Source organism: Paractinoplanes atraurantiacus, from assembly GCF_900215205.1.
GTDB lineage: Bacteria > Actinomycetota > Actinomycetes > Mycobacteriales > Micromonosporaceae > Actinoplanes > Actinoplanes atraurantiacus.
Genome location: NZ_OBDY01000003.1, coordinates 76,109 through 97,484 on the forward strand (window position 1 = coordinate 76,109; position 21,376 = coordinate 97,484).

17 protein-coding genes are annotated in these 21,376 nt (G+C 71.3%); 10 read left to right on the plus strand and 7 right to left on the minus strand.

Annotated elements, in window-relative coordinates; translation table 11 throughout:
- Nucleotides 1-15: 15 nt before the first annotated feature.
- Nucleotides 16-444: a hypothetical protein gene (locus CRP55_RS09485; protein WP_143234505.1), complete on the plus strand. Its 429-nt coding sequence runs from the start codon at nucleotides 16-18 to the stop codon at nucleotides 442-444.
- A 515-nt stretch (nucleotides 445-959) separates the two neighbouring features.
- Here CRP55_RS09485 and lexA read toward each other — a convergent pair.
- Both lexA and CRP55_RS09495 read right to left on the minus strand, forming a co-directional pair.
- Nucleotides 960-1,568, minus strand: a complete 609-nt coding sequence (gene lexA / locus CRP55_RS09490; RefSeq protein WP_097319324.1) for a transcriptional repressor LexA — start codon at nucleotides 1,566-1,568, stop codon at nucleotides 960-962.
- Nucleotides 1,569-1,623: 55 nt separating this feature from the next.
- Nucleotides 1,624-2,670: an Lrp/AsnC family transcriptional regulator gene (locus CRP55_RS09495; protein WP_245922897.1), complete on the minus strand. Its 1,047-nt coding sequence runs from the start codon at nucleotides 2,668-2,670 to the stop codon at nucleotides 1,624-1,626.
- An 86-nt stretch (nucleotides 2,671-2,756) separates the two neighbouring features.
- Between CRP55_RS09495 and CRP55_RS09500 the strand changes: the two genes are divergently transcribed.
- The gene (locus tag CRP55_RS09500) at nucleotides 2,757-3,956 is read left to right on the plus strand and encodes a M20 metallopeptidase family protein (protein WP_097319326.1); all 1,200 of its coding nucleotides are present in this window, start codon (nucleotides 2,757-2,759) and stop codon (nucleotides 3,954-3,956) included.
- Nucleotides 3,953-5,341, plus strand: coding sequence for an MFS transporter (locus CRP55_RS09505; RefSeq protein ID WP_097319327.1), 1,389 nt, complete (start codon nucleotides 3,953-3,955; stop codon nucleotides 5,339-5,341). Before CRP55_RS09500 ends, CRP55_RS09505 begins: the two co-directional genes overlap by 4 nt.
- Here the strand turns inward: CRP55_RS09505 and CRP55_RS09510 are convergent.
- On the minus strand, nucleotides 5,338-7,518 hold the full coding sequence (locus tag CRP55_RS09510; protein WP_097319328.1) for a hypothetical protein: 2,181 nt from the start codon (nucleotides 7,516-7,518) through the stop codon (nucleotides 5,338-5,340). The genes CRP55_RS09505 and CRP55_RS09510 overlap by 4 nt on opposite strands.
- A gap of 70 nt (nucleotides 7,519-7,588) precedes the next feature.
- Here CRP55_RS09510 and CRP55_RS09515 point away from each other — a divergent pair, with 70 nt between their 5' ends.
- Nucleotides 7,589-8,110, plus strand: coding sequence for an acyl-CoA thioesterase (locus CRP55_RS09515; RefSeq protein WP_097319329.1), 522 nt, complete (start codon nucleotides 7,589-7,591; stop codon nucleotides 8,108-8,110).
- Nucleotides 8,111-8,119: 9 nt separating this feature from the next.
- On the plus strand, nucleotides 8,120-10,033 hold the full coding sequence (locus CRP55_RS09520; protein ID WP_097319330.1) for an acetoacetate--CoA ligase: 1,914 nt from the start codon (nucleotides 8,120-8,122) through the stop codon (nucleotides 10,031-10,033).
- On the opposite strand, the gene CRP55_RS09525 is transcribed toward CRP55_RS09520, so the two are convergent.
- Nucleotides 10,017-10,706: a TIGR03089 family protein gene (locus CRP55_RS09525; protein WP_097319873.1), complete on the minus strand. Its 690-nt coding sequence runs from the start codon at nucleotides 10,704-10,706 to the stop codon at nucleotides 10,017-10,019. The two genes, CRP55_RS09520 and CRP55_RS09525, sit on opposite strands and share 17 nt — an antisense overlap.
- Nucleotides 10,707-10,866: 160 nt before the next feature.
- Between CRP55_RS09525 and CRP55_RS09530 the strand changes: the two genes are divergently transcribed.
- From CRP55_RS09530 to CRP55_RS09540, 3 genes are all read left to right on the plus strand, one after another.
- The gene (locus tag CRP55_RS09530) at nucleotides 10,867-12,018 is read left to right on the plus strand and encodes a glycosyltransferase family 4 protein (RefSeq protein WP_097319331.1); all 1,152 of its coding nucleotides are present in this window, start codon (nucleotides 10,867-10,869) and stop codon (nucleotides 12,016-12,018) included.
- An 18-nt stretch (nucleotides 12,019-12,036) separates the two neighbouring features.
- Nucleotides 12,037-13,158 carry a mannose-1-phosphate guanylyltransferase gene (locus CRP55_RS09535; RefSeq protein ID WP_097319332.1) on the plus strand — a complete coding sequence of 374 codons (1,122 nt, stop codon included), beginning with the start codon at nucleotides 12,037-12,039 and terminating at the stop codon, nucleotides 13,156-13,158.
- A 215-nt stretch (nucleotides 13,159-13,373) separates the two neighbouring features.
- Nucleotides 13,374-14,036, plus strand: coding sequence for an HD domain-containing protein (locus CRP55_RS09540; RefSeq protein WP_097319333.1), 663 nt, complete (start codon nucleotides 13,374-13,376; stop codon nucleotides 14,034-14,036).
- A 45-nt stretch (nucleotides 14,037-14,081) separates the two neighbouring features.
- Here the strand turns inward: CRP55_RS09540 and CRP55_RS09545 are convergent, their stop codons facing one another.
- The 3 genes from CRP55_RS09545 to cofD all read right to left on the minus strand — a co-directional run bounded on the left by CRP55_RS09545 (nucleotide 14,082) and on the right by cofD (nucleotide 17,341).
- The gene (locus CRP55_RS09545; RefSeq protein ID WP_218854271.1) at nucleotides 14,082-15,017 is read right to left on the minus strand and encodes an NAD-dependent epimerase/dehydratase family protein; all 936 of its coding nucleotides are present in this window, start codon (nucleotides 15,015-15,017) and stop codon (nucleotides 14,082-14,084) included.
- A 138-nt stretch (nucleotides 15,018-15,155) separates the two neighbouring features.
- Nucleotides 15,156-16,214, minus strand: a complete 1,059-nt coding sequence (locus CRP55_RS09550) for a coenzyme F420-0:L-glutamate ligase (protein ID WP_097319334.1) — start codon at nucleotides 16,212-16,214, stop codon at nucleotides 15,156-15,158.
- 170 nt (nucleotides 16,215-16,384) lie between these two features.
- The gene (gene cofD, locus CRP55_RS09555) at nucleotides 16,385-17,341 is read right to left on the minus strand and encodes a 2-phospho-L-lactate transferase (RefSeq protein WP_097319335.1); all 957 of its coding nucleotides are present in this window, start codon (nucleotides 17,339-17,341) and stop codon (nucleotides 16,385-16,387) included.
- A gap of 91 nt (nucleotides 17,342-17,432) precedes the next feature.
- Between cofD and CRP55_RS09560 the strand changes: the two genes are divergently transcribed.
- Nucleotides 17,433-18,500, plus strand: coding sequence for a hypothetical protein (locus CRP55_RS09560; protein ID WP_097319336.1), 1,068 nt, complete (start codon nucleotides 17,433-17,435; stop codon nucleotides 18,498-18,500).
- A 149-nt stretch (nucleotides 18,501-18,649) separates the two neighbouring features.
- Nucleotides 18,650-21,184 carry a bifunctional FO biosynthesis protein CofGH gene (locus tag CRP55_RS09565; RefSeq protein WP_245922898.1) on the plus strand — a complete coding sequence of 845 codons (2,535 nt, stop codon included), beginning with the start codon at nucleotides 18,650-18,652 and terminating at the stop codon, nucleotides 21,182-21,184.
- Nucleotides 21,185-21,376 lie beyond the last annotated feature (192 nt).

Genomic DNA, 21,376 nt, shown 5'->3' on the forward strand with positions numbered 1-21,376 from the left:
AGCTGGAGGTTGGATATGAACAAGGCAGTTCGGATGCTGACCATGATCGGCATGGGTGTGATGGCCAGCGCCGCGATCGGCGCCCCGGCCCTCGCGGCCGACAGCGGCTCGTCGGCGGCGGCCAAGAGCGAGTCCACGGCGAAGGTGCAGCGGCACGACCGCGACCAGGTCGTCGGCTTCTACCGGACGCTGCGCGACTGCGAGCGGGCCGGCCGGGTCGGCGAGTGGTTCGACCGCTGGGAGGACCACGACTGCGAGCGGGTGCGCTTCGGCTTCCGCCGCGGTTACTGGGCTCTCGAGGTCGAGCGGGACTGGCGCGGCGGCGGCCACCACTTCCGCGACCGCGACTTCCGCGACCGTGACCGTCACGACGGCAACCGCCACGACCGCAACCGTCACGACAACGACCGCCACGACAACGACCGTCGCGACTCGCGTCGCTGAAACGGCGGTTCAGACACGCCGCCGGCCATGACGCCCCGAACCGTCAGGGCCGCCGGCGTGCTCTGACACCCGCGCCCACCCAGCGCTCGAACAGCGAGGGGAGGGCGCGGCACCGGCCCCGCCGCTCGAGCGATGGCAAAGCGCGGCCTTCCCCAGCGCCCGGACGGCGTCGGCGCAGTGCGGCGCCCCATGCCCCATCCCGGCGCTGGGAAAGGCGTGGTCCCGCCGCCCGGCGCTTGGAGGGCGTTGGCGCGGCGGGGCGCCGACTGCCCCACCCCGGCGTTGGGGAGGGCGTGGACCCACCTCGGCGTTTGGGCGACGTCGGCGCAGCGCGGCGTCCACTGCCCCATCCCGGCGTTGGGAAGGGCGTGGACCCACCCCGGCGCCCGGGCGGCGTTGGCGCAATGCGGCGCCCAAGCGCTTGGGCGGCGCTGGGAAAGTGCGGCTCACGCCGCAGTCAAATCCACCCCGGTGCTCGGGCCGTGCCTTTCGGGGCGCGGCCCGAGCATTTTGCGCTAGATGCGCCGGAGAACGCTGACTACCTTGCCGAGGATGGTGGCGCCGTCGCCTGGGATCACGTCGTAGGCCGCGTTGCGCGGCACCAGCTCGACATGACCGTTGCTGCGGCGCAACACCTTCACCGTGGCCTCGCCGTCGAGCATGGCCGCGACGATCTCGCCGTCCTCCGCGACCTGCTGCTGGCGGACCACCACCGTGTCGCCGTCGCAGATCGCGGCGTCGACCATCGAGTCTCCCTTGACCCGCAAGGCGAACAGCGTGCCCTTGCCGACCAGGCTGACCGGCAGCGTGAGCTGCTCCTCGACATGCTCGTCGGCCAGGATCGGCGCACCGGCGGCGATCGCGCCGAGGACCGGGACCGAGACGTTGCCGTCGCCGGGCGTGCGGATGTCGATCGCCCGGGAGCCGCGCGCGCCCCGGCGGATCAGGCCGCGCTCCTCGAGGACGCCGAGCTGATGGGCGACCGACGACGGCGAGTCGAGCCCGACCGCGGCGCCGATCTCACGGATGGTCGGCGGGTAGCCGTGGCGGTCGATCCAGTCGCGGATCATCGCGTAGATCTGGCGTTGTCGCTTACTGAGGTGCACGTCATCCGGGGACGTCATGCGTGGATGATACTACAATCTTCGATCATCTGTACGAAACTCTTTTGGGTGATGCTCAGCCGCGAAGCCGGTTGAGCAGCGCGTCCTCGGTCTCGTCGACGTCCGGGTCGGTCCAGTAGTCGAGCGGGACCGGGCGCAGGTTGCGGCCCTGCGGATCCAGCAGGTGGCCGCCCAGCTTCATCACCCACAGCGCGACCGCCCGGTCGGTGACGGTCAGCTCGGGCACCCGCGCGACCAGCCGCGCCTCGAAGGCGGCGATCTCCTGCACCGAGCGCAACCACACCACGAGCAGCAGGTTGGCCGTGCCCGACAGGGTCGCGCACAGCCGCGTCTCCCGCATGCCGCTCAGCTGGGCCACCACCCGGGCCGTCTCGGCCGGTGGCACGCTGCCCCACAGCGACACCGAGATCGGCCAGCCCGACGCGTACCGGGCGATCTCGCACCGGTAGACGATCAGCCTGGCCGCGTCGAGGCGGTCCAGCCGGCGCCGCACGGTCGTCGCGTTCATGCCGACCAGTTCGGCGATCCGCGCCGCGGGGCGGCGGGGATCCTCGGCGAGAACACGGATCAGTCGCAGATCGCCGGCGCTCACCGGCCGTACAGCCGAAGGGTTTGTGGCCGCGGGACGCGGTTGCAGTTGATCTCCGCCATCGCTCAGCCGGTCCAGCCGCCAGCGACTGCCCTCGGCGTGCACCGTGACGGCGATCTGCGTCCGCGTCGACGCGATCCCCGGCATCGCGCCCAGCCGAAATCCGAGATAGCGGCCGAGCTGCACGTGATCGGCGAAGACGGCCGTGACCAGCAGGTCGCGGGGCCCGGTCACATGCTCGAGGGTCATCACGTGCGGATCGCCGGCGACCTCGGCCGCCACCTCGTGCAGCCGTCCCGCCACACAGTCGATCTCGATGAACGCGAGCACGACGGTGGACACCGCCAGTTGGGCCGGGAAACAGCTGATCCACGCGTGCCCGCTGCGGTGCAGCCGGTTCCAGCGCCGGGCCGCGGTCGAGCCGTCGACGCCGAGCGCCGCCCCGATCCGCTGCCAGTCGGCCCGCGGCCCCACCTGCAACGCGGTCACGAGCTGGTAATCAAGCTCCGTCAAGCGCGTTTCCGGCGTATCAGGGGCGCTCATCGCCGGATCTCTGCAATCCGGCGGCCAGGACGATCACTCTCGGGACCATACCCCGCATGTTCTCGCTCGATGACGGCCATCGCCTGGCCGACAGCCTGATCGACCTCCGCCACGCGCTGCACCGGGAGCCGGAGATCGGCCTCGACCTGCCGCTCACCCAGGCCAAGGTGCTGGCCGCCCTGCACGGGCTGCCGCTGGAGATCGAGACCGGCAAGGCGCTCACCTCGGTCACCGCGGTGCTGCGCGGCGGGCGCCCCGGGCCGGCCGTGCTGCTGCGCGCCGACATGGACGCGCTGCCCGTGCACGAGGAGAGCGGCGTCGAGCACACCTCGCGGATCCCTGGCCGGATGCACGCCTGCGGCCACGACCTGCACACGGCGTCCCTGGTCGGCGCGGCCCGGCTGCTGGCCGCGCGGCGTGCGGAACTGGCCGGCGACGTCGTCCTCATGTTCCAGCCCGGTGAGGAGGGCCAGGGCGGGGCCAAGCTGATGATCGACGAGGGTGTCCTGGAGGCGGCCGGCGAGCGGGTGACCGCCGCCTACGCCCTGCACGTGGCCGCGACCGCCCTCCCGCTCGGCATGATCGTCACCCGTCCCGGCAGCATCCTGGCCGCCAGCGACTCGGTCACCGTGACGGTGACCGGCGCCGGCGGGCACGGTTCGTCGCCGCACCTCGCGAACGACCCGATCCCCGCCCTGTGCGAGATGGTCACCGCCCTGCAGACCATGGTCACCCGCGGCGTCGACGCCTTCGACCCGGCGGTGGTCACCGTGGGCGCGATCCACGCCGGCGGCGCCGGCAACGTCATTCCCCATGCGGGGACCTTCGAGGCGACCGTACGGACGTTCTCGGCCGCCACGCACAAGAAGGTCCGGGAGGGCTTCGAGCGCGTCGTACGCGGCATCGCCTCGGCCCACGACCTGCACGCCGACATCGAATACCGGGAGAACTACCCGGTCACCGTGAACGACACCGCCGAGGCGGCGTTCGCCCTGCGCACCGCGGTCGGGCTGGCCGGGCCTCAGCAGGCGTTCAACGCCCCCAAGCCGATGGCCGGATCGGAGGACTTCGCCTTCGTGCTCGACCAGGTGCCCGGCGCCTATCTCGGCGTCGGCGCGGTACCACCCGGCACCGACCCGCGGACGGCCCCGATGAACCATTCCGCCCAGGCGGTCTTCGACGACCGGGCGGTGCCGGTCTCCGCGGTCCTGCTGGCCCAGCTCGCGGCCCGGCGCCTCCAGGAGAGCCCGGCATGACAGCCGTCTCGGACAAGCGCACCGCCACCTCGGTCCGGGCAGTCGTCGGCCTGCTCGTCCTGTTCGAGATCACCAGCGGCTTCATCCAGGGCGGTGTCGTCCCGCTGCTGCCCGACCTCGGCGACGCCCTGGGCATCTCCACCGCCGACCTGAACTGGGTCATCTCGGTGCAGTTGCTGGCGGCGGCGGTCTCGGTGCCGGTCTTCGGCCGGCTCGGCGACCTCTACGGCCACCGCCGCCTGCTGCGCATCGCTCTGATCTGCGTCGCGGCCGGCTCGGTGCTGGTCGCCGTGGCCCCGTCCCTGCCCCTGCTGCTGCTCGGCCGGGTGCTGCTGGGCCCGCTGGCCGCGCTGCTGCCGTTGGAGATCGCCCTGGTCCGCGACCGGCTGCCGGTCGAACAGGCCCGCTCGGCGATCGCCCGGCTCGTGGGTTCGCTGACCCTGGGCGTACTTCTCGGTGGTGTCCTCTCGGCCGGCCTGCACCAGGCGATCGGCAGCGTCCGCGGCACCCTGCTGGTGCCCGCGATGCTCGCCCTGATCTGCGTGCCGGTGTCGTTCCTGGCCGTGCCGGAGACCCGCACCCTGGCCCGGGGCAGGCTCGACCTGCCGGGCGCGGCCCTGCTCAGCGTGGGCATGATCGGCGTCCTGCTGGGGATCTCGGCCCTGGACTCCGACACCGGCCTGGGCCTGGCCCTGCTGGGAGCGGGCGTAGTGGTCCTGGTGGTGTGGGCGGTGGTCGAGCTGCGCACCACCGACCCGCTGGTGGATCTGCGCGCGTTGAAGGCGCCGACGGTGGCCCCGTACTTCGCCTGCTCCTTCGCCTTCGGCATCGTCTACTTCGGAAGTCAGTCACCGGACACGACGTTCCTGGCCGCCGACCGGGAGGTGGCCGGCTACGGCTTCGGCCTGTCGGCGCTGAACATCTCGCTGGTCTCCCTGCCGGCGGCGGTCGCGGCCATCATCGGCTCCACCCTGACGGTGCGGCTCGCCACCCGCCTCGGCTATCAGCGCACCCTGGCCGGCGCCTTCGTGGCGATCGCCGTCGGCTTCACGGTGACGGCGGTGTTCCACGACGCCATCTGGCAGTTGGTGGCCATCAAGGTGCTGCTGGGGCTGGCGCTGGGCACAGCACTGAGCGCCATGCCGACGGTGATCGCCGAATCAGCCGACCCGAGCCGCACCGGAATCACGACGGCCCTCTACAACAACGTGAAGACGTTGGGCGGCGCGGTGGCCGGCGGCATGGTCGCGGCGATCCTGGCCGAGGCGGTCCTGAGCGGAACAGACACACCGAAGGAATCGGCCTACGTGGCGGTGTGGTTGATGTGCGCCGCCCTGTGCCTGGGCGCCGCGGTGCTGTCGGCCCGCACCCGCCGGGCGAACTAGTCGCCGGCGGGCTTGCGCTGGGCGGGAATCTCATCCGGCGGACGTTCCATGCTCATCACGGTCATCTCGCGCTTCTCCGGCTCCTCCACACGAGGCCCAGGCGGCACGATCCGGCTGGTCGGATCGTCCGAGATGTCGGGTTGCTCGGCGTCCGCGATGGAGGCGGCCGGCTTCTTCACCGCGGCTTCGGCCGGCGAGGGCTGCAGGCGAATGATCTCGGTCCGATCGCCCGGCGGCTCCACCGAACCGGGCCGAACGACCTGGGTCTTCTCCGGATCCGGCTGCGACAGGCGAATCACCTGTGTCTGATCCCCGGTGAGCGAGCGGGTGGTTTCGTCGTCGCCGGGTCGGGCCGGCTGGACTCCACCAGGGACGGTGGTGGAGGGCTCGTAGGCGGGAATGGCCATGCCGGACTCGAGGCCGGGAAGCTTGATGGCCTGGGTCGGCTCAGAATCCGGGGCCTTCAGAGAACGGGTCGTGTCGGAATCGGGCGATACGGCGCCGATGGTCGAGGTGGCTTCGGCGTCCCCGGTCGTCTCGTCATCGGTGGACGCTTCGGCCGCGGCGGCGGTGACCTCGATCGGCTCGGTGGGTTCGCTCGCGGAGGCGGTGATTTCGACCGGCTCGGTGGGTTCGCTCGCGGAGGCGGTGACCTCGACCGGCTCGGTGGGTTCGCTCGAGGAGGCCAGCGCTTCGGTGGTGACTTCGCTCGGCTCGGAGGGTTCGCTTGGGGGAGTGGGCGTTTCGGCGGTGGGGTCGCTTGGGGGAGTCGGCGTGGGGGTCTGACCGAGGGAAGCGACGGTGGCGGCCTCGTCCGACGAGACGACGACGCCGGTCGAGTGTGAGGTGGGTGCGATCAGCCGGGAGGGCGTGGACTCCAGGTCGCCTTCGCTGGAGTCGTATGCCGTGGTTACCGGCTCCACGTGGAGCGGCTTGGCTGCCGGGGCTTCCGAGGGGCGGCCGGTCTTGCTCGCCGGCGCGGTGACCTGACTGCCGGCCACGGTGGGCTCGTCGCTGTCCGCGGTGGGTTCGCCCTCCGCGGGACTCGGGGCCGCCACTGTCGGTTCGTCGCTCGCGAATACCGTCGTCGGCTCGTCATCCGTGGTCGTCACGCTGGGTTCGTCGGTTGCGGTGACAGCCGGGTGACCCTGGGCGGGGGTGGTAACGGTGGGTTTGTCGGCGCCGGTCACCGTGGTGGGTTCGCCGCCGGCGGCGGCCACAATGAGCTTGTCCTTGGCGGTCACCGTGGTGGGATCGTCATCCGCGGTGGCCCCGGTGGGCTGGTAGTCCTGGGTGGCCGCGGTCGGGGCGTCGTTCGCGGTGGGCTCGTCAGCGTCGGCCGTGATCGGCTCGGTCATTCCCGCCCGCGCGCCGGGCCGCGTCGGCTCGGTGTTGTCGCGGACGGCCACGGTCGGGTCGTCGGTGAAAGAGCCGGTGGATGAGCCAACGGGAGAACCGGTGGAAGAGCCGGTGGAATAGCCAGCGGGAGAGCCGGTGGAAGAGGCAGCGGAGAAGCCAGGGGTGGAGCCGGCGGAAGGAGGGCTGGTGAAAGCGACCGTCGGGTCACTGCCGGGAACGGTGGGATTCGTGCCGGGGACGACCACGGCTGTGGTGCTGTCGGTGGTGGGTGGCTGAGGGGCCAGGCGCATGACCGTGGTCGGATTCGGGTCGGATGCTCTGTGAAGGACCGTTGTCTCCAGGACGGCGGCCGGGACGGTCGGGGCGGGTGCGGTGGCCCGGAAACGGCCGATCTGGCCGATCAGCGGGAGGACCGGGGGCTCGTATCGCTCCCAGCGCCGCGCGCTCAACGCCGTACACACCAAAGGAATTGCGAGCATCGCCGCCAAGCCGTAGCCGGGGCGGCTCAGGTCGAAGCCGTCTTTCGTCACCGAAGCCGGCCAGAGCGCCGCGTAGTCGGCCGGCGAGGCCAGCGCCCAGATCGACACCCCCAGGAAGGCCAACCCTCCCAGCAGCGGGCCGGCGGGGGAGATCGGGGCCAGGAGCAGGATGGCGTACGCCGCGCCGGCCAGCAGGAGCAGGGACAGGCCGCCCAGGGACTCGACCGCGAAGTCGTCGCGCCCTCGCGTCGTCAGGTCCTGGGTGAAGCCGACGGCGGCGAGGATCCACACCGCCGGGGCCAGCACGACGGCGTACAAGATCGACCTGAAGTGGCGCAAGGGGTGTCTCCACGTTTCTCTAGCTGCGATGGAAACGTACCGCCGCCGGGCAAGCCGTAACCTACGGCGCATGAGTGATCAGCTTGCCGGCCGGCCGACGTCGTATTCGCGGGTCACGCTTAGCCGGATCATGACCGCGGTGGACGTCAATCTGTACGGGACCGTGCACGGTGGTGTGCTGATGAAGTTCGTCGATGATGTGGCCGGTGCGGCCGCCGCCCGGCACAGCGGCGGCACCGCCGTGACCGCCGCGATCGACGAGATCCTGTTCCTGGAGCCGGTGCGGGTGGGCGATCTCGTGCACGCGTACGCGCAGGTGAACTGGACCGGCACCAGTTCGATGGAGGTCGGCGTCAAGCTGGTCGCCGAGCGCTGGGACGTGGTGAGCCCCGAGCCGCTGACCGTGGCGACCGCCTACCTGGTTTTCGTGGCCGTGGATGTGGCCGGCCACCCCCGGAACGTGCCGCCTGTGTTGCCCGAGCACATGGACGACGAGCGCCGTTTTCGCGAGGCTCTGATCAGGCGCGAGCACCGCCTGTCGCGCCGGACGGCGATCCAGCGGGCTCGTCAGGAGCAGGTGAATGAACGTTAAGGTGAGCGCATGACGGGCACAGTGTTGTGGGAGCCGCCGGCCGGCGTCCGGGAGACTTCGCGTATCGGGCGCTACATGTCCTGGCTGGGCCGGGGCGGGGACGACTACGCGGCGCTGTGGCAGTGGTCCGTCGACGATCTGCCCGGCTTCTGGCAGTCGATTTGGGACTATTTCGACGTGCAAGCGGCACAGAAGCCGACCGCGGTGATCAGCGAAAAGAGCATGCCCGGCGCGAAATGGTTCCCCGGCGCCACTCTCAACTACGCCGAGCACGTCCTGCGCGCGCCGGGGCTCGGCGAGGATGAGCCGGTCGTCATCGCGTACAGCCAAAGCCGTGACCGCAAGCAACTGACCGTGCGCGAGTTGCGCGAGGAGGTCCGGAAAGTCCGAGCCGGGCTGAAAGAGCGCGGTGTCGGCGAGGGTGACCGAGTCGCGGCGTACGCCCCCAACATCCCCGAGACGTACGTTCTGATGCTCGCGACCGCCAGCCTCGGCGCGATCTTCTCGTCGTGTGCGCCCGAGTTCGGTGTACGCAGCGTCATCGACCGCTGGCAGCAGATCGAGCCCAAGGTGCTCGTCGCGGTCGACGGTTACCGGTACGGCGACAAGGCCATCGACCGCCGCGAGGAGGTCGCCGCGATCGTCGAGGCGCTCCCGTCGATCGAGCACGTGGTGACGATCGGTTACCTGCATGGCGGCGGCGACTTCGCCGACCTCTACAAAGACGAGCCGATGGCGTACGCCCACGTGCCCTTCGATCACCCGCTGTACGTGCTCTACAGCTCGGGCACCACCGGCCTGCCCAAACCGATCGTCCACGGGCATGGCGGCATCCTGCTGGAACACCTGAAGATGCTCGCCCTGCATCACGATCTCGGCCCCGGCGACCGCTTCTTCTGGTTCACCACGACCGGCTGGATGATGTGGAACTTCCTGGTCAGCGCCCCGGCGGTGGGCGCGGCCATCGTGTTGTTCGACGGCAACCCGGCCTATCCGGACATGTCGGCGCTGTGGGATCTGGTCGACGAGGCCGGCATCACCTACTTCGGCACCTCGGCCCCGTACATCATGGCCTGCCGCAAGGCCGGTCTGACCCCGCGCAAGCGGCTCAAGGGCATCGGCTCGACGGGCGCGCCGCTGCCGCCCGAGGGCTTCGACTGGGTGTACGAGGCGGTCGGCTCCGAGCTGCAACTGCAGTCGCTGTCCGGCGGCACCGACGTCTGCACCGGCTTCGTCGGCGCGGTTCCGCTGCTCCCGGTGGTCGAAGGAAAGATCGCTTGCCGCGCTCTGGGTTCCAAGGTTGAGGCGTACGACCCCTCCGGCCACCCGGTGATCGGTGAGCTCGGCGAGCTGGTGATCACCGCGCCGATGCCGAGCATGCCGGTCGGTTTCTGGAACGATCCGGACGGCAAGCGCTACCGCGAGGCGTACTTCGACTACTTCCCGGGGGTCTGGCGGCACGGCGACTGGATCACGATCGGCGCCGACGGCAGCTGCGTGATCACCGGGCGCTCGGACGCGACGCTCAACCGCGGTGGCGTGCGGCTGGGCACCGCCGAGTTCTACTCGGTCGTCGAAAGCCTGCCCGAGATCGCCGACTCGGTCGTCGTGCACCTCGAGCAGGAGGGCAACCCCAACGGCGAGCTCCTGCTGTTCGTCGTGCTGGCCGAGGGTTTCACCCTCGACGACGATCTGCGCAAGCGGATCGGTGGAGAGCTGCGTGCGGCGCTTTCGCCCCGGCACGTTCCCGACGAGATTTTTGCCGTACGGGCGGTGCCGCGCACCCTTTCGTCGAAGAAGCTCGAGGTGCCGGTGAAGCGCATCCTCACCGGCACGCCGGTCGAGTCGGCCGCCGCCGCGGGCGCGCTGGCCAACCCGTCGTCGCTGCTCGAGTTCGAGAAGCTGTTCAGAGAACGAGGCTGACCTTCTCCGAGCGGGCGCGCGTTTCGATCTTCGCGGCGTCCAGGTTGGCACAGAGGACGATCGAGGCGCCCGCGACCAGCGGGGCCAGCAGCCAGTCGACCGGGTCGGGATGCTCGGCCGCGTCGATCAGCACGCGGGCGCCGGCCGGGATCGTGGTCTCGGCCGCTTTCGCCAGGACCTCTCGGTGTGTACGGCCGTTGAGCGCCTTGTCGTCCGGCGCGACCGGCTGCCCGGGGAAGTAGTCGCCGTGCTGGCGTACCTCGAGGACGTAGTCGGCGAAGCCCGCGGGCAGCTCGCGCAGCGGCATCGCGAACGGGAGCAGGCCCGTGGCGTACCTGTCTGGTGCTTTTGTCGCACTGGTCTGTCCTGGCGTGGTCACCAAGACATCGGCCGACTCCGTGTCCCCGGTCTCGGCGGCCAGGCCGGCCGACCACACTCCGAGCAGGATCGCCGCGGTCTGCCAATGCGGCGGCAGATGGACGGCCGCGGTGTCGCCGTTACCCAGGCCGAGGCCGTCGACCAACAGGTTCGCGGTCTTCGAGACCCAATTGTCCAGAGTCGCCCCGGACAATTCGGTGCGGTCGCCACTGGCGTCGTCATAGAAGGTCAGCAGCGGCGAAGCCGGGTCATTCCGGACGGCTGCGGCGAGAACCTGCGGGATCGTCGGTTGCACTTCGACCACGATAGTGTCGTGACCGTCCGTAATCGATCCTGGACGCGCGATGAGTTCGCCGAAACGCCGGGAACAAGGCGGTGTCGCCGTCACATGCGCGATGCATTGCGGGCGTAGTCTTGCCAGTGGTCTGAATTACAACCTCTTTGGGAGTTGCCTCGTGACCGCCGGTCGCCCCCCGCGAGTGCTCGTCGACGCCACCAGCGTCCCCGCTGACCGGGGAGGCGTCGGCAGATATGTCGACGGCCTGCTCGGCGCCCTCGGACGGATGGACCCCGACCGGGTCGATCTGGCCGTCGTGGCCCAGCGTTCGGATGCGGAGCGTTACAGCCGCATGCTCGACGACAAGGCCGAGGTGATCGCGGGCCCGGCCGCGGTCGCCCACCGGCCGGCCCGGCTCGCCTGGGAGCAGACGGGTCTGCCGCTGCTCGCCCAGCAGGTCGGCGCCCAGGTGCTGCACTCACCGTTCTACACATGCCCGCTGCGCGCGGGCTGCCCCGTCACGGTGACCGTGCACGACGCCACGTTCTTCACCGAGCCGGAGCACTACGACAACACCAAGCGGACCTTCTTCCGCAGCGCGATCAAGACGTCGCTGCGCCGCGCGGCCCGGGTCATCGTGCCCAGCAAGGCGACCCGCGACGAGCTGATCCGCCTGCTCGACGCCGACCCGACCCGCATCGACGTCGCCTACCACGGTGTTGACCAGGCCGCGTTCCACGCGCCGACCGATCAGGAGAAGGCGCGCGTGCGTGCCCGCCTCGGCCTCACCGACTCCGGTTACGTGGCGTTCCTGGGGGCCAAGGAGCCCCGCAAGAACGTGCCCAACCTGATCCGCGGCTGGGCCCGCGCGGTCGCCGACTGGCCGCACCCGCCCGCGCTGGTGCTCGCCGGCGGCCAGGGCCACGACGACGAGATCGACCGCGCGGTGGCCGAGGTCCCGTCCCACCTGCGGCTGCTGCGCCCCGGCTACCTGCGCTACGCCGACCTGCCCGGCTTCCTGGGCGGCGCGCTGGTCGCCTGCTACCCGTCGTTCGGCGAGGGCTTCGGCCTGCCGATCCTCGAGGCCATGGCCTGCGCCACGCCGGTGCTCACCACCCCGCGGCTCTCCCTGCCCGAGGTCGGCGGCGACGCGGTGGCCTACACCACGGAGGACCCGGACCGGATCGCATCGGACCTGGCCGATCTGCTGCACGACGAGCCCCGCCGCCTGACCCTCGCCAAGGCCGGCTTCGACCGCGCCAAAGAGTTCACGTGGCAGTCGAGCGCCGAGGTACATGTCACAACCTGGAAACGAGTCGCGGCGCTCTGACCTTTACACTCTGTGCACATGAGCGATCAATCCGGTGGACTCTACGGTGTCGTGCTGGCCGGTGGCACGGGCACTCGCCTCTGGCCTCTGTCCAGGGCGGGTCACCCGAAATTCCTGCACCCGCTGACCGGCACTGACGCCTCGCTGCTCCAGGCGACGGTCCAGCGCCTCGACCTGCTCGCGCCCCTCGACCGCATCTTCGTGGTCACCGGCGTGGCGCACGCGGCGGCGGTGTCCCGCCAGCTCGACGCCATCCCCGACACGAACGTGCTGGTCGAACCGTCCCCACGCGACTCCTGCGCGGCGATCGCGCTGGCCGCGGCGGTGATCGCCCGCCGCGACCCGCAGGCGATCATGGGCTCCTTCGCGTCGGACCACCTGATCTCCGACAAGGAGCGGTTCACCGAGGTCATCCGCAAGGCGATGGTCGGCGCCCAGCAGGGCCTGCTGATGACGCTCGGCATCACGCCGACACGCCCGGAGACCGGCTACGGCTACCTGCAGTGCGGCGGCGAGATCGGCGACGGCCCCGTCCTCGGCGTCGAGGAGTTCAAGGAGAAGCCGTCGTACGACGTTGCCGAGAGTTACGTGAAGTCGGGCAACTATCTCTGGAACGCCGGCATGTTCGTCTGGCGCGTCGACGCGTTCCTGTCCGAGCTGTCCCGCCAGCAGCCCCAGCTGGCGGCCGGCGTCTCGCGCATCGCCGCGGCGTGGGACTCGCCCGAGCGCGAGGAGGTGCTCGGCGAGGTGTGGCCGACCCTGCCCCGCATCTCGGTCGACTACGCGGTGATGGAGGGCGCGGCCACGGTCGGCCGGGTCGGAACGGTGCCCGGCGACTTCGGCTGGAACGACGTCGGCGACTTCCACACCTTGGGCGAGGTGCTGGCGGCCGACCCGTCCGGCAACGTGGTGGTCGGCCACGCCCTCGAGCCGGAGGCCAAGTCGGGCGTCCTGCTGCGCGACACCGAGGGCCTGGTCGTGGTCCCCACCCCCGGCCGCCTGGTGGCTGCCATGGGCGTCCGCGACCTCATCATCGTGGACACCCCCGACGCGGTCCTGGTGTGCCCCCGCGAGCGCGCCCAGGAGGTCAAGCACCTGGTCGACGAGCTGAAAGAACTAGGCGAACACGACTACGTCTAGCTCGCCGAGCACGGCCCACTCGCCGCGCCAACCCGGCTCACCCGCGGTCGACCGGCTCGCCTTCGCGCGTCAATCCGGCTTACGCGCGCCCACCGGGCTCCCTCGCGTGCGCCGCGCCCGCCCTCCCCTCCCGCTTCCGGGAAATTTCGGATAAATCCGACTGGCGGGGGTGGAGGGTGGGCTGTGGCGGTTTGCCGGGGCGATAGAGTGCCCGGATGTCTGACGACGACTTCCGGGCCGGTGTGATCAGCGCGGCCGAAGAGCTGGTCCGCGAGCGACTCGGCGCCGACGCCACCGGGCACGACTGGTTCCACGCCGACCGCGTCCGCCGGACGGCGCTGCGGATCGCCCGTGAGGAGGGCGCCGACCTCTTCGTGGTCGAGCTGACCGCCCTGCTGCACGACATCGCCGACTACAAGTTCTCCGGCAGCGAGGAAGCGGGCCCGCAGCTCGCCCAGGCCTGGCTGATCGGCAAGAACGTCGATGCCGAGACCGCCGAGGCGGTGGCCCACATCATCCGGCACCTGTCCTACAAGGGCGCCGGTGTCGCCGACGTCCCGCTCAGCCTCGAGGGCCAGTGCGTCCAGGACGCCGACCGCCTCGACGCGATCGGCGCGATCGGTGTGGGCCGCGCCTTCGCGTACGGCGGCTGGGACAAGCGCCTCATGCACGATCCCGACGTGCCGCCCACCATGCACGCCGACGTGGCGGCGTACCGGGCGGCGAAGGGCACGACGGTCAACCACTTCTACGAGAAGCTGCTGCTCCTGAAGGACCGCATCAACACCAAGGCCGGCGCCCGCATCGCCGAGCACCGCCACCAGGTCCTGTCGGACTTCCTCGACGAGTTCCTCGCCGAGTGGGACGCCAAGGACTGAGCCGGCACGCCCGGGGCCACCAACCGGCGGCCCCGGACGGCGTTCTCACCAGAGGCGCGCGAGCAGTTCCGCCTCACGTTCCGGCGGGAACGGGTCGGTGCCGGCCACCGGCCCGCCGCGCGCCCGGTCCCAGGCGAGCGTGTCGGCGACCGTCTCGGTCACCGGCCTAGGGGTGAGCCCCGCCGCGCGGGCGCGGGACCCGTCCACCAGGTTGGCCGCCGACCACTCCGGGTCGGCGATCCACAGTGGCACGCCCATCCACGGGTCGAGCCCCGCGCCGAGGAGTTCGGACGTGGGGACCCACACCAGCTCGGCGGGCACGCCCGCGACGGCACGACAAACATCCAGCAACGCGGCCATCGGCATGGTCTCGCCGACCGCGTTCATGACACCGGACGCCTCGGTCGTCACCAGCCACCGGGCCAGATCCCGCACGTCGATGAACTGCGCCGGATCGGCGGGATCCCCAGGCGCCAGCACCCGGCCACCCCGCGCCAGCCGGCGCGGCCAATGCGGAAACCTTTCGGTCGGGTCGTACGGCCCGGCGATCAGCCCCGGCCGCGCGATCAGCGCCCGGTCGCCGAAGCCGTCCAGCACCACACGCTCGCACGCCGCCTTCCGGCCGCCGTACGAGTCGTCGGACAGGGTCGGCGCGCCCTCGACCGGCGGCACGCTCTGGTCGGCGTAGACGGACGCCGACGAGATGAACACATAACGGGCGGTTCGGCCGGCCAGGGCGCCGACCGACTTGGCGACCACGTCCGGGTGATAGCCGGCCACGTCCAGCACGGCGTCGAAAGACCTGCCGGCCAGCGCGGCGAGATCCGCCGTACGGTCTCCGAAGACGCTTTCGGCCTGAGGGAAGAGCCCGGGGTTGGTGAGACCGCGGTGGAAGAGAGTCACGTCATGACCGGCGGCCAGGGCCGCCTCGACGACGGCGCGCCCGGCGAACCGGGTGCCGCCCAGCACCAGAAGATGCACTGCTGGAAGTCTCCAAACGATGAGTCAGATCGATGTCGGGCATGCTGAAGCCAGGCACTGATCGTGCATAACCTCACCCCGATACGAACCTCATCGCCCGGTGTCCCTCATGGAACCGGGACCGTCCCCAGCCTAGTGCTACGCGCCCGAGAGATCGAGGCGGATGCCGTCCTCGTGAGGGAGTGACAGGGTGACGATGCCCTCCGCGACCAGGGCCACCCGCAGGCGGTGGGCGTCGGAGCCCAGTCGCATGAAGCCGGCCGGGCTGGCGTCTCGCGTGCTCAGGTGGAGGGCGGCGGTGGCGCCGCTGCCGGTGATGGCCTCGGCCGGGGCGATGACTGTGGAGTGTGAGACGGCGTCGGCGATCGCGGTCAGGGCGCGGTCGACGGCGGCCGGGTCGACCGGGAGGCCGGGCAGGGCCGCGCGGGGGCCGTCGGGGAGCTGCGCGGCCGTGCGCAGGCCGGTGGCCACGGCCTCGGTGGTGCCCAGGCTGAACATGTCGCTGGCGGCGTCGCGGAGCAGGACCGCGGCGCCGTCCGAGTCGCGGATGCCGGATCGGGGGTAGCCGCGGACCACGGCCACCGGCACCGCGTCGACCTTGCCCTTCACCAGCTCACCGGCGCCCGCCAGCTCGTCGATCACGGCCATCTGGGTGATTTCTAGTTCGTTGCCGTACGGGTCGGTCTCGCCCCGGTGGTCACGGACCGGCTCGATGCCGGCCGCGCCCAGGGCCACGTCGGTCAGGCCGTTGCGCCAGGCCCGGCCCATCGTGTCGGAGATGATCACGCCGACGTCCAGGCCCCGGGCGCGCAGGTCGGCCCGCAGGCGGCGGGCCGAGGCGTCCGGGTCGGCCGGGAGCAGGACCAGGTGGGTCTTGTCCACGTTGGAGGCGTCGATGCCGGCCGCGGCCATCACGAAGCCGTGGTGGGTCTGCACGATCGTGGTCGGGCCGCGGCGGGCCACCACCCGGGCCGTCTCCGACTCCAGGGCGGCGGCGCGGGCGGCGTCGCGCTCGGGGCCGTCGGCCGGCACCTCGACCAGGCGGCCCTCGGCCTTGGAAACGATCTTGCTGGTCACCACCAGGACGTCGCCGTCGGCCAGCCACGGCGCGGCGGCGGTGATCAGGTCGGCCAGGTCGTCGCCGGCCACCACGTCGCCGATGCCGCGCACCGGCCGGATCTCGAGCCCATCAGTCACAAGGACATCCTTCCCGACCGGCGGGTCGCCGAGTCGCCGTGGAGAGCAGGGTCACGCGGGGCCGTTCCGCGCGGGCGGGGCCGTTCCGCGACGGCGGGGCCGTTCCGCGAGGGCGAGGCCGCTCCGTGAGCGCGGCGATCCCGCGGGCGTGACGCCGCTCGGGGAGCAGGTCACGCGACGCCCGCGAGGGCAAGGGCGTCCGCGACCATCTGGGCCGTGGTCTCCTCGGAGCTCATCCACAGCGGGACGGCGCGGGTGGTCACGCCGGGCACCTCGGCGCCGGCGTCGCTGGAGTCGACCAGCCAGCCGTCGAGCACGCCGCCGTTCGCGCGGGCGCCGTAGAGACGGCCGACCGCCGCCGCGCTGACCTCGACGTCGATGGTGGCCAGGCACTTGTCGGCCATGCCGCGCAGGGGCGAGTCGCCGATGATCGGGGAGAGGCCGACCACTGGCGCCTTCCCGCCGGCCAGCGCCTCGCGCAGGCCGCCGACGGCCAGGATCGGCGCGATGCTCACGACCGGGTTGCTCGGGGCGATCAGCACCACGTCGGCCGTGGCCAGCGCGTCGAGCACGCCGGGGGCGGGCTTGGCCGCCTCGGCGCCGACGAAGACGAACCGGTGGGTCGGCACGTCGCCGCGGTAGCGCACCCACCACTCCTGGAAGTGGATCGCCTTGCGCTCGCCCTCGACGTCGGCCACCACGTGGGTCTCGAGCCGGTCGTCGGTGGCCGGCAGGATCGTCACGCCGGGCTGCCAGCGGTCGCACAGGGCGGCCGTGACCTGCGACAGCGGATATCCCGCGGTGAGCATCTGGGTGCGTACGAGATGAGTCGCCGTGTCCTTGTCGCCCAGGCCGAACCACGACGGCTCGGCGCCGTAGGCGGCGAGCTCCTCCTTCACCACCCACGTCTCACCGACGCGCCCCCACCCGCGCTCGCGGTCGTGGGCGCCACCGAGCGTGTACATCACGCTGTCGAGGTCGGGGCAGATCTGAAGACCGTGCATCCGTACGTCGTCACCGACGTTCACGACCGCGGTGACCTCCGCGCCGATCGCCTTCGCGTGCGCGCGCACGCCGACGAGGAATTTGGCACCGCCGATGCCGCCGGAAAGGACCACGATCCGCATGCCCCCATCCTCGCGCACGGCGTATCGGTGCACCGTGCGGCCCCGGACTACGCTGAGCGGACCCGACCATCCCCACGTTCAGGGAGTTCCCGTGACCAGCCCACCGCAGCCGCCGCAACCGGGCGACGCCTCGGCTCTTCAGTTCCTGCGCCCGTTGCGCGACATCGCGGTGTACGCGCTCGTGGGCGCGCCCGCGCTGCTGCTCTTCGTGGCGATCGTCCGGCTCATCCCGGACAGCGGCCTCGGGTTCGGCCTGCGCTCGCAGGGCAGCTTCGGCGACTTCATCAACCTGACGACGATCCTCTTCCCGCTCGCGGCCGTGCTGCTGGCGCTGCTCGTGAAGCCGCAGCACCCCAAGGCCCGGCTGGTCGTCCTGGCCGCCCTGGTGGAGTACGCGGTGATGGCCGTCTTCGGGGTGCTCTTCGGCTTCCTGATCGGCCTGATCAACCTCGCGAGCAACAACGGCGCCCGCGCCGCGTTCGAGGAGCTGCTGGTCCGCGCCGCCTGGCTCGGCGTCTTCGGCGTCGCGGCCTACGCGGTCTTCCGCATCTGGCAGGGCCTGTTCCAGGTGCCGAAACCCCAGAGCCAGCCCGGGGTGTACGGCCGTCCGCAGTACAACCAGCCCGGCACGTTCCCCGGCCAGCCCGGCTACGGCCCGCCCCCGGGCCAGCCCGGCTACCCGCCGCAGCCGGGCTACCCCGGCCAGCCCCAGCCGGGCCAGCCCCAGCCGGGCCACCCCCAGCCGGGCCACCCCGGCCAGCCGCAGTCGGGCCACCCGGGCCAGCCGCAGCCGGGTCAGCCGCAGCCCGGTGGCTACCCGCCGCCCCCGCCGGGTGCCGCTCCTTACGGCCAGCCGGTCTACGGCCAGACCCAGCCGCCCGCCTGGAACCAGCCCGCCGTCCCGATCCCGGCCCCGGGCGCGCCCGGCTTCCCGACGTCCGCCCCGCCCGCCTCGGGCTTCCCGACTTCGGCCCCGCCCGCTTCCGGCTTCCCGGCGTCGGCTCCTCCGGCCCCGCCCGCGCCGTTCAGCGAGCCCACCCAGGTGGTCCCGCCGGCGAATCAGGCGTCCGCGGCCCCGGCTCCCGACGACCGCACCGAGAAGATCCCCGACGATCGTCCCGGCTTCGGTCCCGCCGACCAGGACCCGCCCCGCCGCTGAGCAAGGCCCGGGTGCCGCGGAAGTGACGCTCTCGAAGGCCGCTGAACGGAGCGGTAAGGACCGCTGTGCCCGGGTGCCGTGTCTAATCCCACTGCGCGCGCCCGGGCACCGCTGGGGCAGCGAAAAGAATTCCGGCCTAGGCTGCTCTGGTGGTCGAGGTCAACGCGGCAGTAGCCAACATCAGCATCACGCCCACCGAGCCGGCGCCGACCGAGGCGCAGATCAAACGGGCCCTGCGCCGGGCCGCCGACGGCAAAGCCGTCGATGCCGAGGAGGCGGCCGCCCTGCTGGCCGCCACCGGTGAGCAGTTCGACGAGCTTCTGGCCATTGCCGGCGGCATCCGCGACGCGGGTCTGCGCGAGGCCGGGCGGCCGGGCGTCGTCACGTACTCCCGCAAGGTCTTCATTCCGTTGACCCGGCTCTGCCGCGATCGGTGCCACTACTGCACCTTCGCCACGGTGCCGCACCGGCTGCCCGCCGCCTTCCTGGAGCGCGACGAGGTGCTCGCCATCGCCCGCGAGGGCGCCGCCCAGGGCTGCAAGGAGGCCCTGTTCACGCTCGGCGACCGCCCCGAGGAGCGCTGGCCCGCGGCCCGGCAGTGGCTGGACGAGCGCGGCTACGACTCGACGCTCGACTACGTGCGGTCGGTCGCGATCGCCGTGCTCGAGGAGACCGGCTTGCTCCCGCACCTGAACCCGGGGGTGATGAGCTGGGCCGAGCTTCAGCGCCTGAAGCCGGTGGCGCCCAGCATGGGCATGATGCTCGAGACCACCGCGACCCGGTTGTGGTCGGAGAAGGGCGGCCCGCATTACGGCTCGCCCGACAAGGAGCCGGCCGTGCGCCTGCGGGTGCTCGACGACGCCGGCCGGGTCGGCGTGCCGTTCACCACCGGCATCCTGATCGGCATCGGTGAGACCCGGGCCGAGCGGGTGGACGCCATTTTCGCGATGCGCCGGGCGGCCCGCGAGTACGGCCACATTCAAGAGGTCATCATCCAGAACTTCCGCGCCAAGCCGGACACGGCGATGCGCGGCATGCCCGACGCCGAGCTGCGTGAGCTGGCGGCGACGGTGGCGGTGGGCCGGATCATCATGGGCCCGCGGGCCCGGGTGCAGGCCCCGCCGAACCTGATCGACTCCGAGTTCTCGCTGCTGCTGCGGGCCGGCATCGACGACTGGGGCGGCGTCTCGCCGGTGACTCCCGATCACGTCAACCCCGAGCGCCCCTGGCCGCAGATCGACCTTCTTCGCGAAAAATCGGCGGATGCCGGATTTGTTCTGCGGGAGCGTCTGACGATCTATCCGGAGTACGTCCGCCGGGGCACCGAGGGCTGGCTCGACCCCCGGCTGGCCGCCCATGTGGCCGCGCTGGCCGACAAGGACGGGCTCGCTCTGGACAAGAGCCCCGAGGGACTTCCGTGGCAGGAGCCCGACGACGCGTACGGCGAAGGTCGCACCGATCTTTTCGCCACGATCGACACCGACGGGCGCACGGGCGACCGCCGCTCCGACTTCGACGACGTCTACGGCGACTGGAAAGAGGTCGCCGCCCACGTCACCACCGACACCCACACGACGCTCGACAGCGATGTGATCAAGGGCCTCAAGCTCGCCTCCGAGAACCCGGCCGCGCTCCTGGAAAAGGAGCACGAGGACGAGGCGATGGCGCTGTTCAACGCCGACGGCCCCGCCCTCGACGAGCTGGCCCGCATCGCCGACGACCTGCGCAAGCACGTCAACGGCGACGACATCACGTACGTGGTCAACCGGAACATCAACTTCACCAACGTCTGCTACGTCGGCTGCCGCTTCTGCGCCTTCGCCCAGCGTGAGAAGGACGCCGACGCCTACCGCCTCTCGGTCGACCAGGTCGCCGACCGGGCCGAGCAGGCCTGGCGGGACGGCGCCTCCGAGGTCTGCATGCAGGGCGGCATCGACCCCAAGATGCCCGTCACGGCGTACGCCGACCTGGTCCGCGCGGTCAAGCAGCGGGTGCCCGGGATGCACGTCCACGCGTACTCCCCGATGGAGATCGTCACCGCGGCCGCCAAGGCCGGCGTCTCCGTGCGGGAGTGGCTCACCGACCTGCGCGACGCCGGCCTCGGCACGATCCCCGGCACCGCCGCCGAGATCCTCGACGACGACGTGCGCTGGGTGCTGACCAAGGGCAAGCTGCCCGCGAGCGCCTGGGTCGATGTGGTGACGACCGCCCATCAGGTGGGCGTCCGGTCGAGTTCGACCATGATGTACGGCCATGTCGACCACCCTCGACAGTGGCTCGGCCATTTCCGGGTGCTGGCCGGCATCCAGGACGTGACCGGCGGTTTCACCGAGTTCGTGGCCTTGCCGTTCATCCACACCAACGCGCCGATCTATCTGGCCGGTATCGCGAAAGCGGGTCCCACCTGGCGGGAGAACCGGGTCGTGCACGCGATGGCCCGTATTCTGCTGCACGGCCGGATCGACAACATCCAATGCTCATGGGTGAAACTCGGCGACGACGGAACGCGAGAAATGCTCAACGGTGGTTGCAACGATCTCGGCGGCACCCTGATGGAGGAAACAATCTCCCGAATGGCGGGTTCGGAGCACGGTTCGGCGCGTACGGTCGCCGAGTTGAAGGAACTCGCCGCGACGGCCGGACGGCCTGCGGTGGAGCGGACGACGACCTACGGTCGACGATAGGTCACAAATCGGGTTAAATTGGACTCGTGTGGCCGAGGACGCGTTACCAACCGGGGCTTCGGAGAGATAGGGCAGGAACGGGACCACGACGCGCCGAAGGCGCGCCGGGGAAACGGGCCTATTTATCAGGTTCGGCTTGACGACGCACGTCTTACACGCGTGTAATTTCGGTGGGGTTGTGGGCTGCGACGC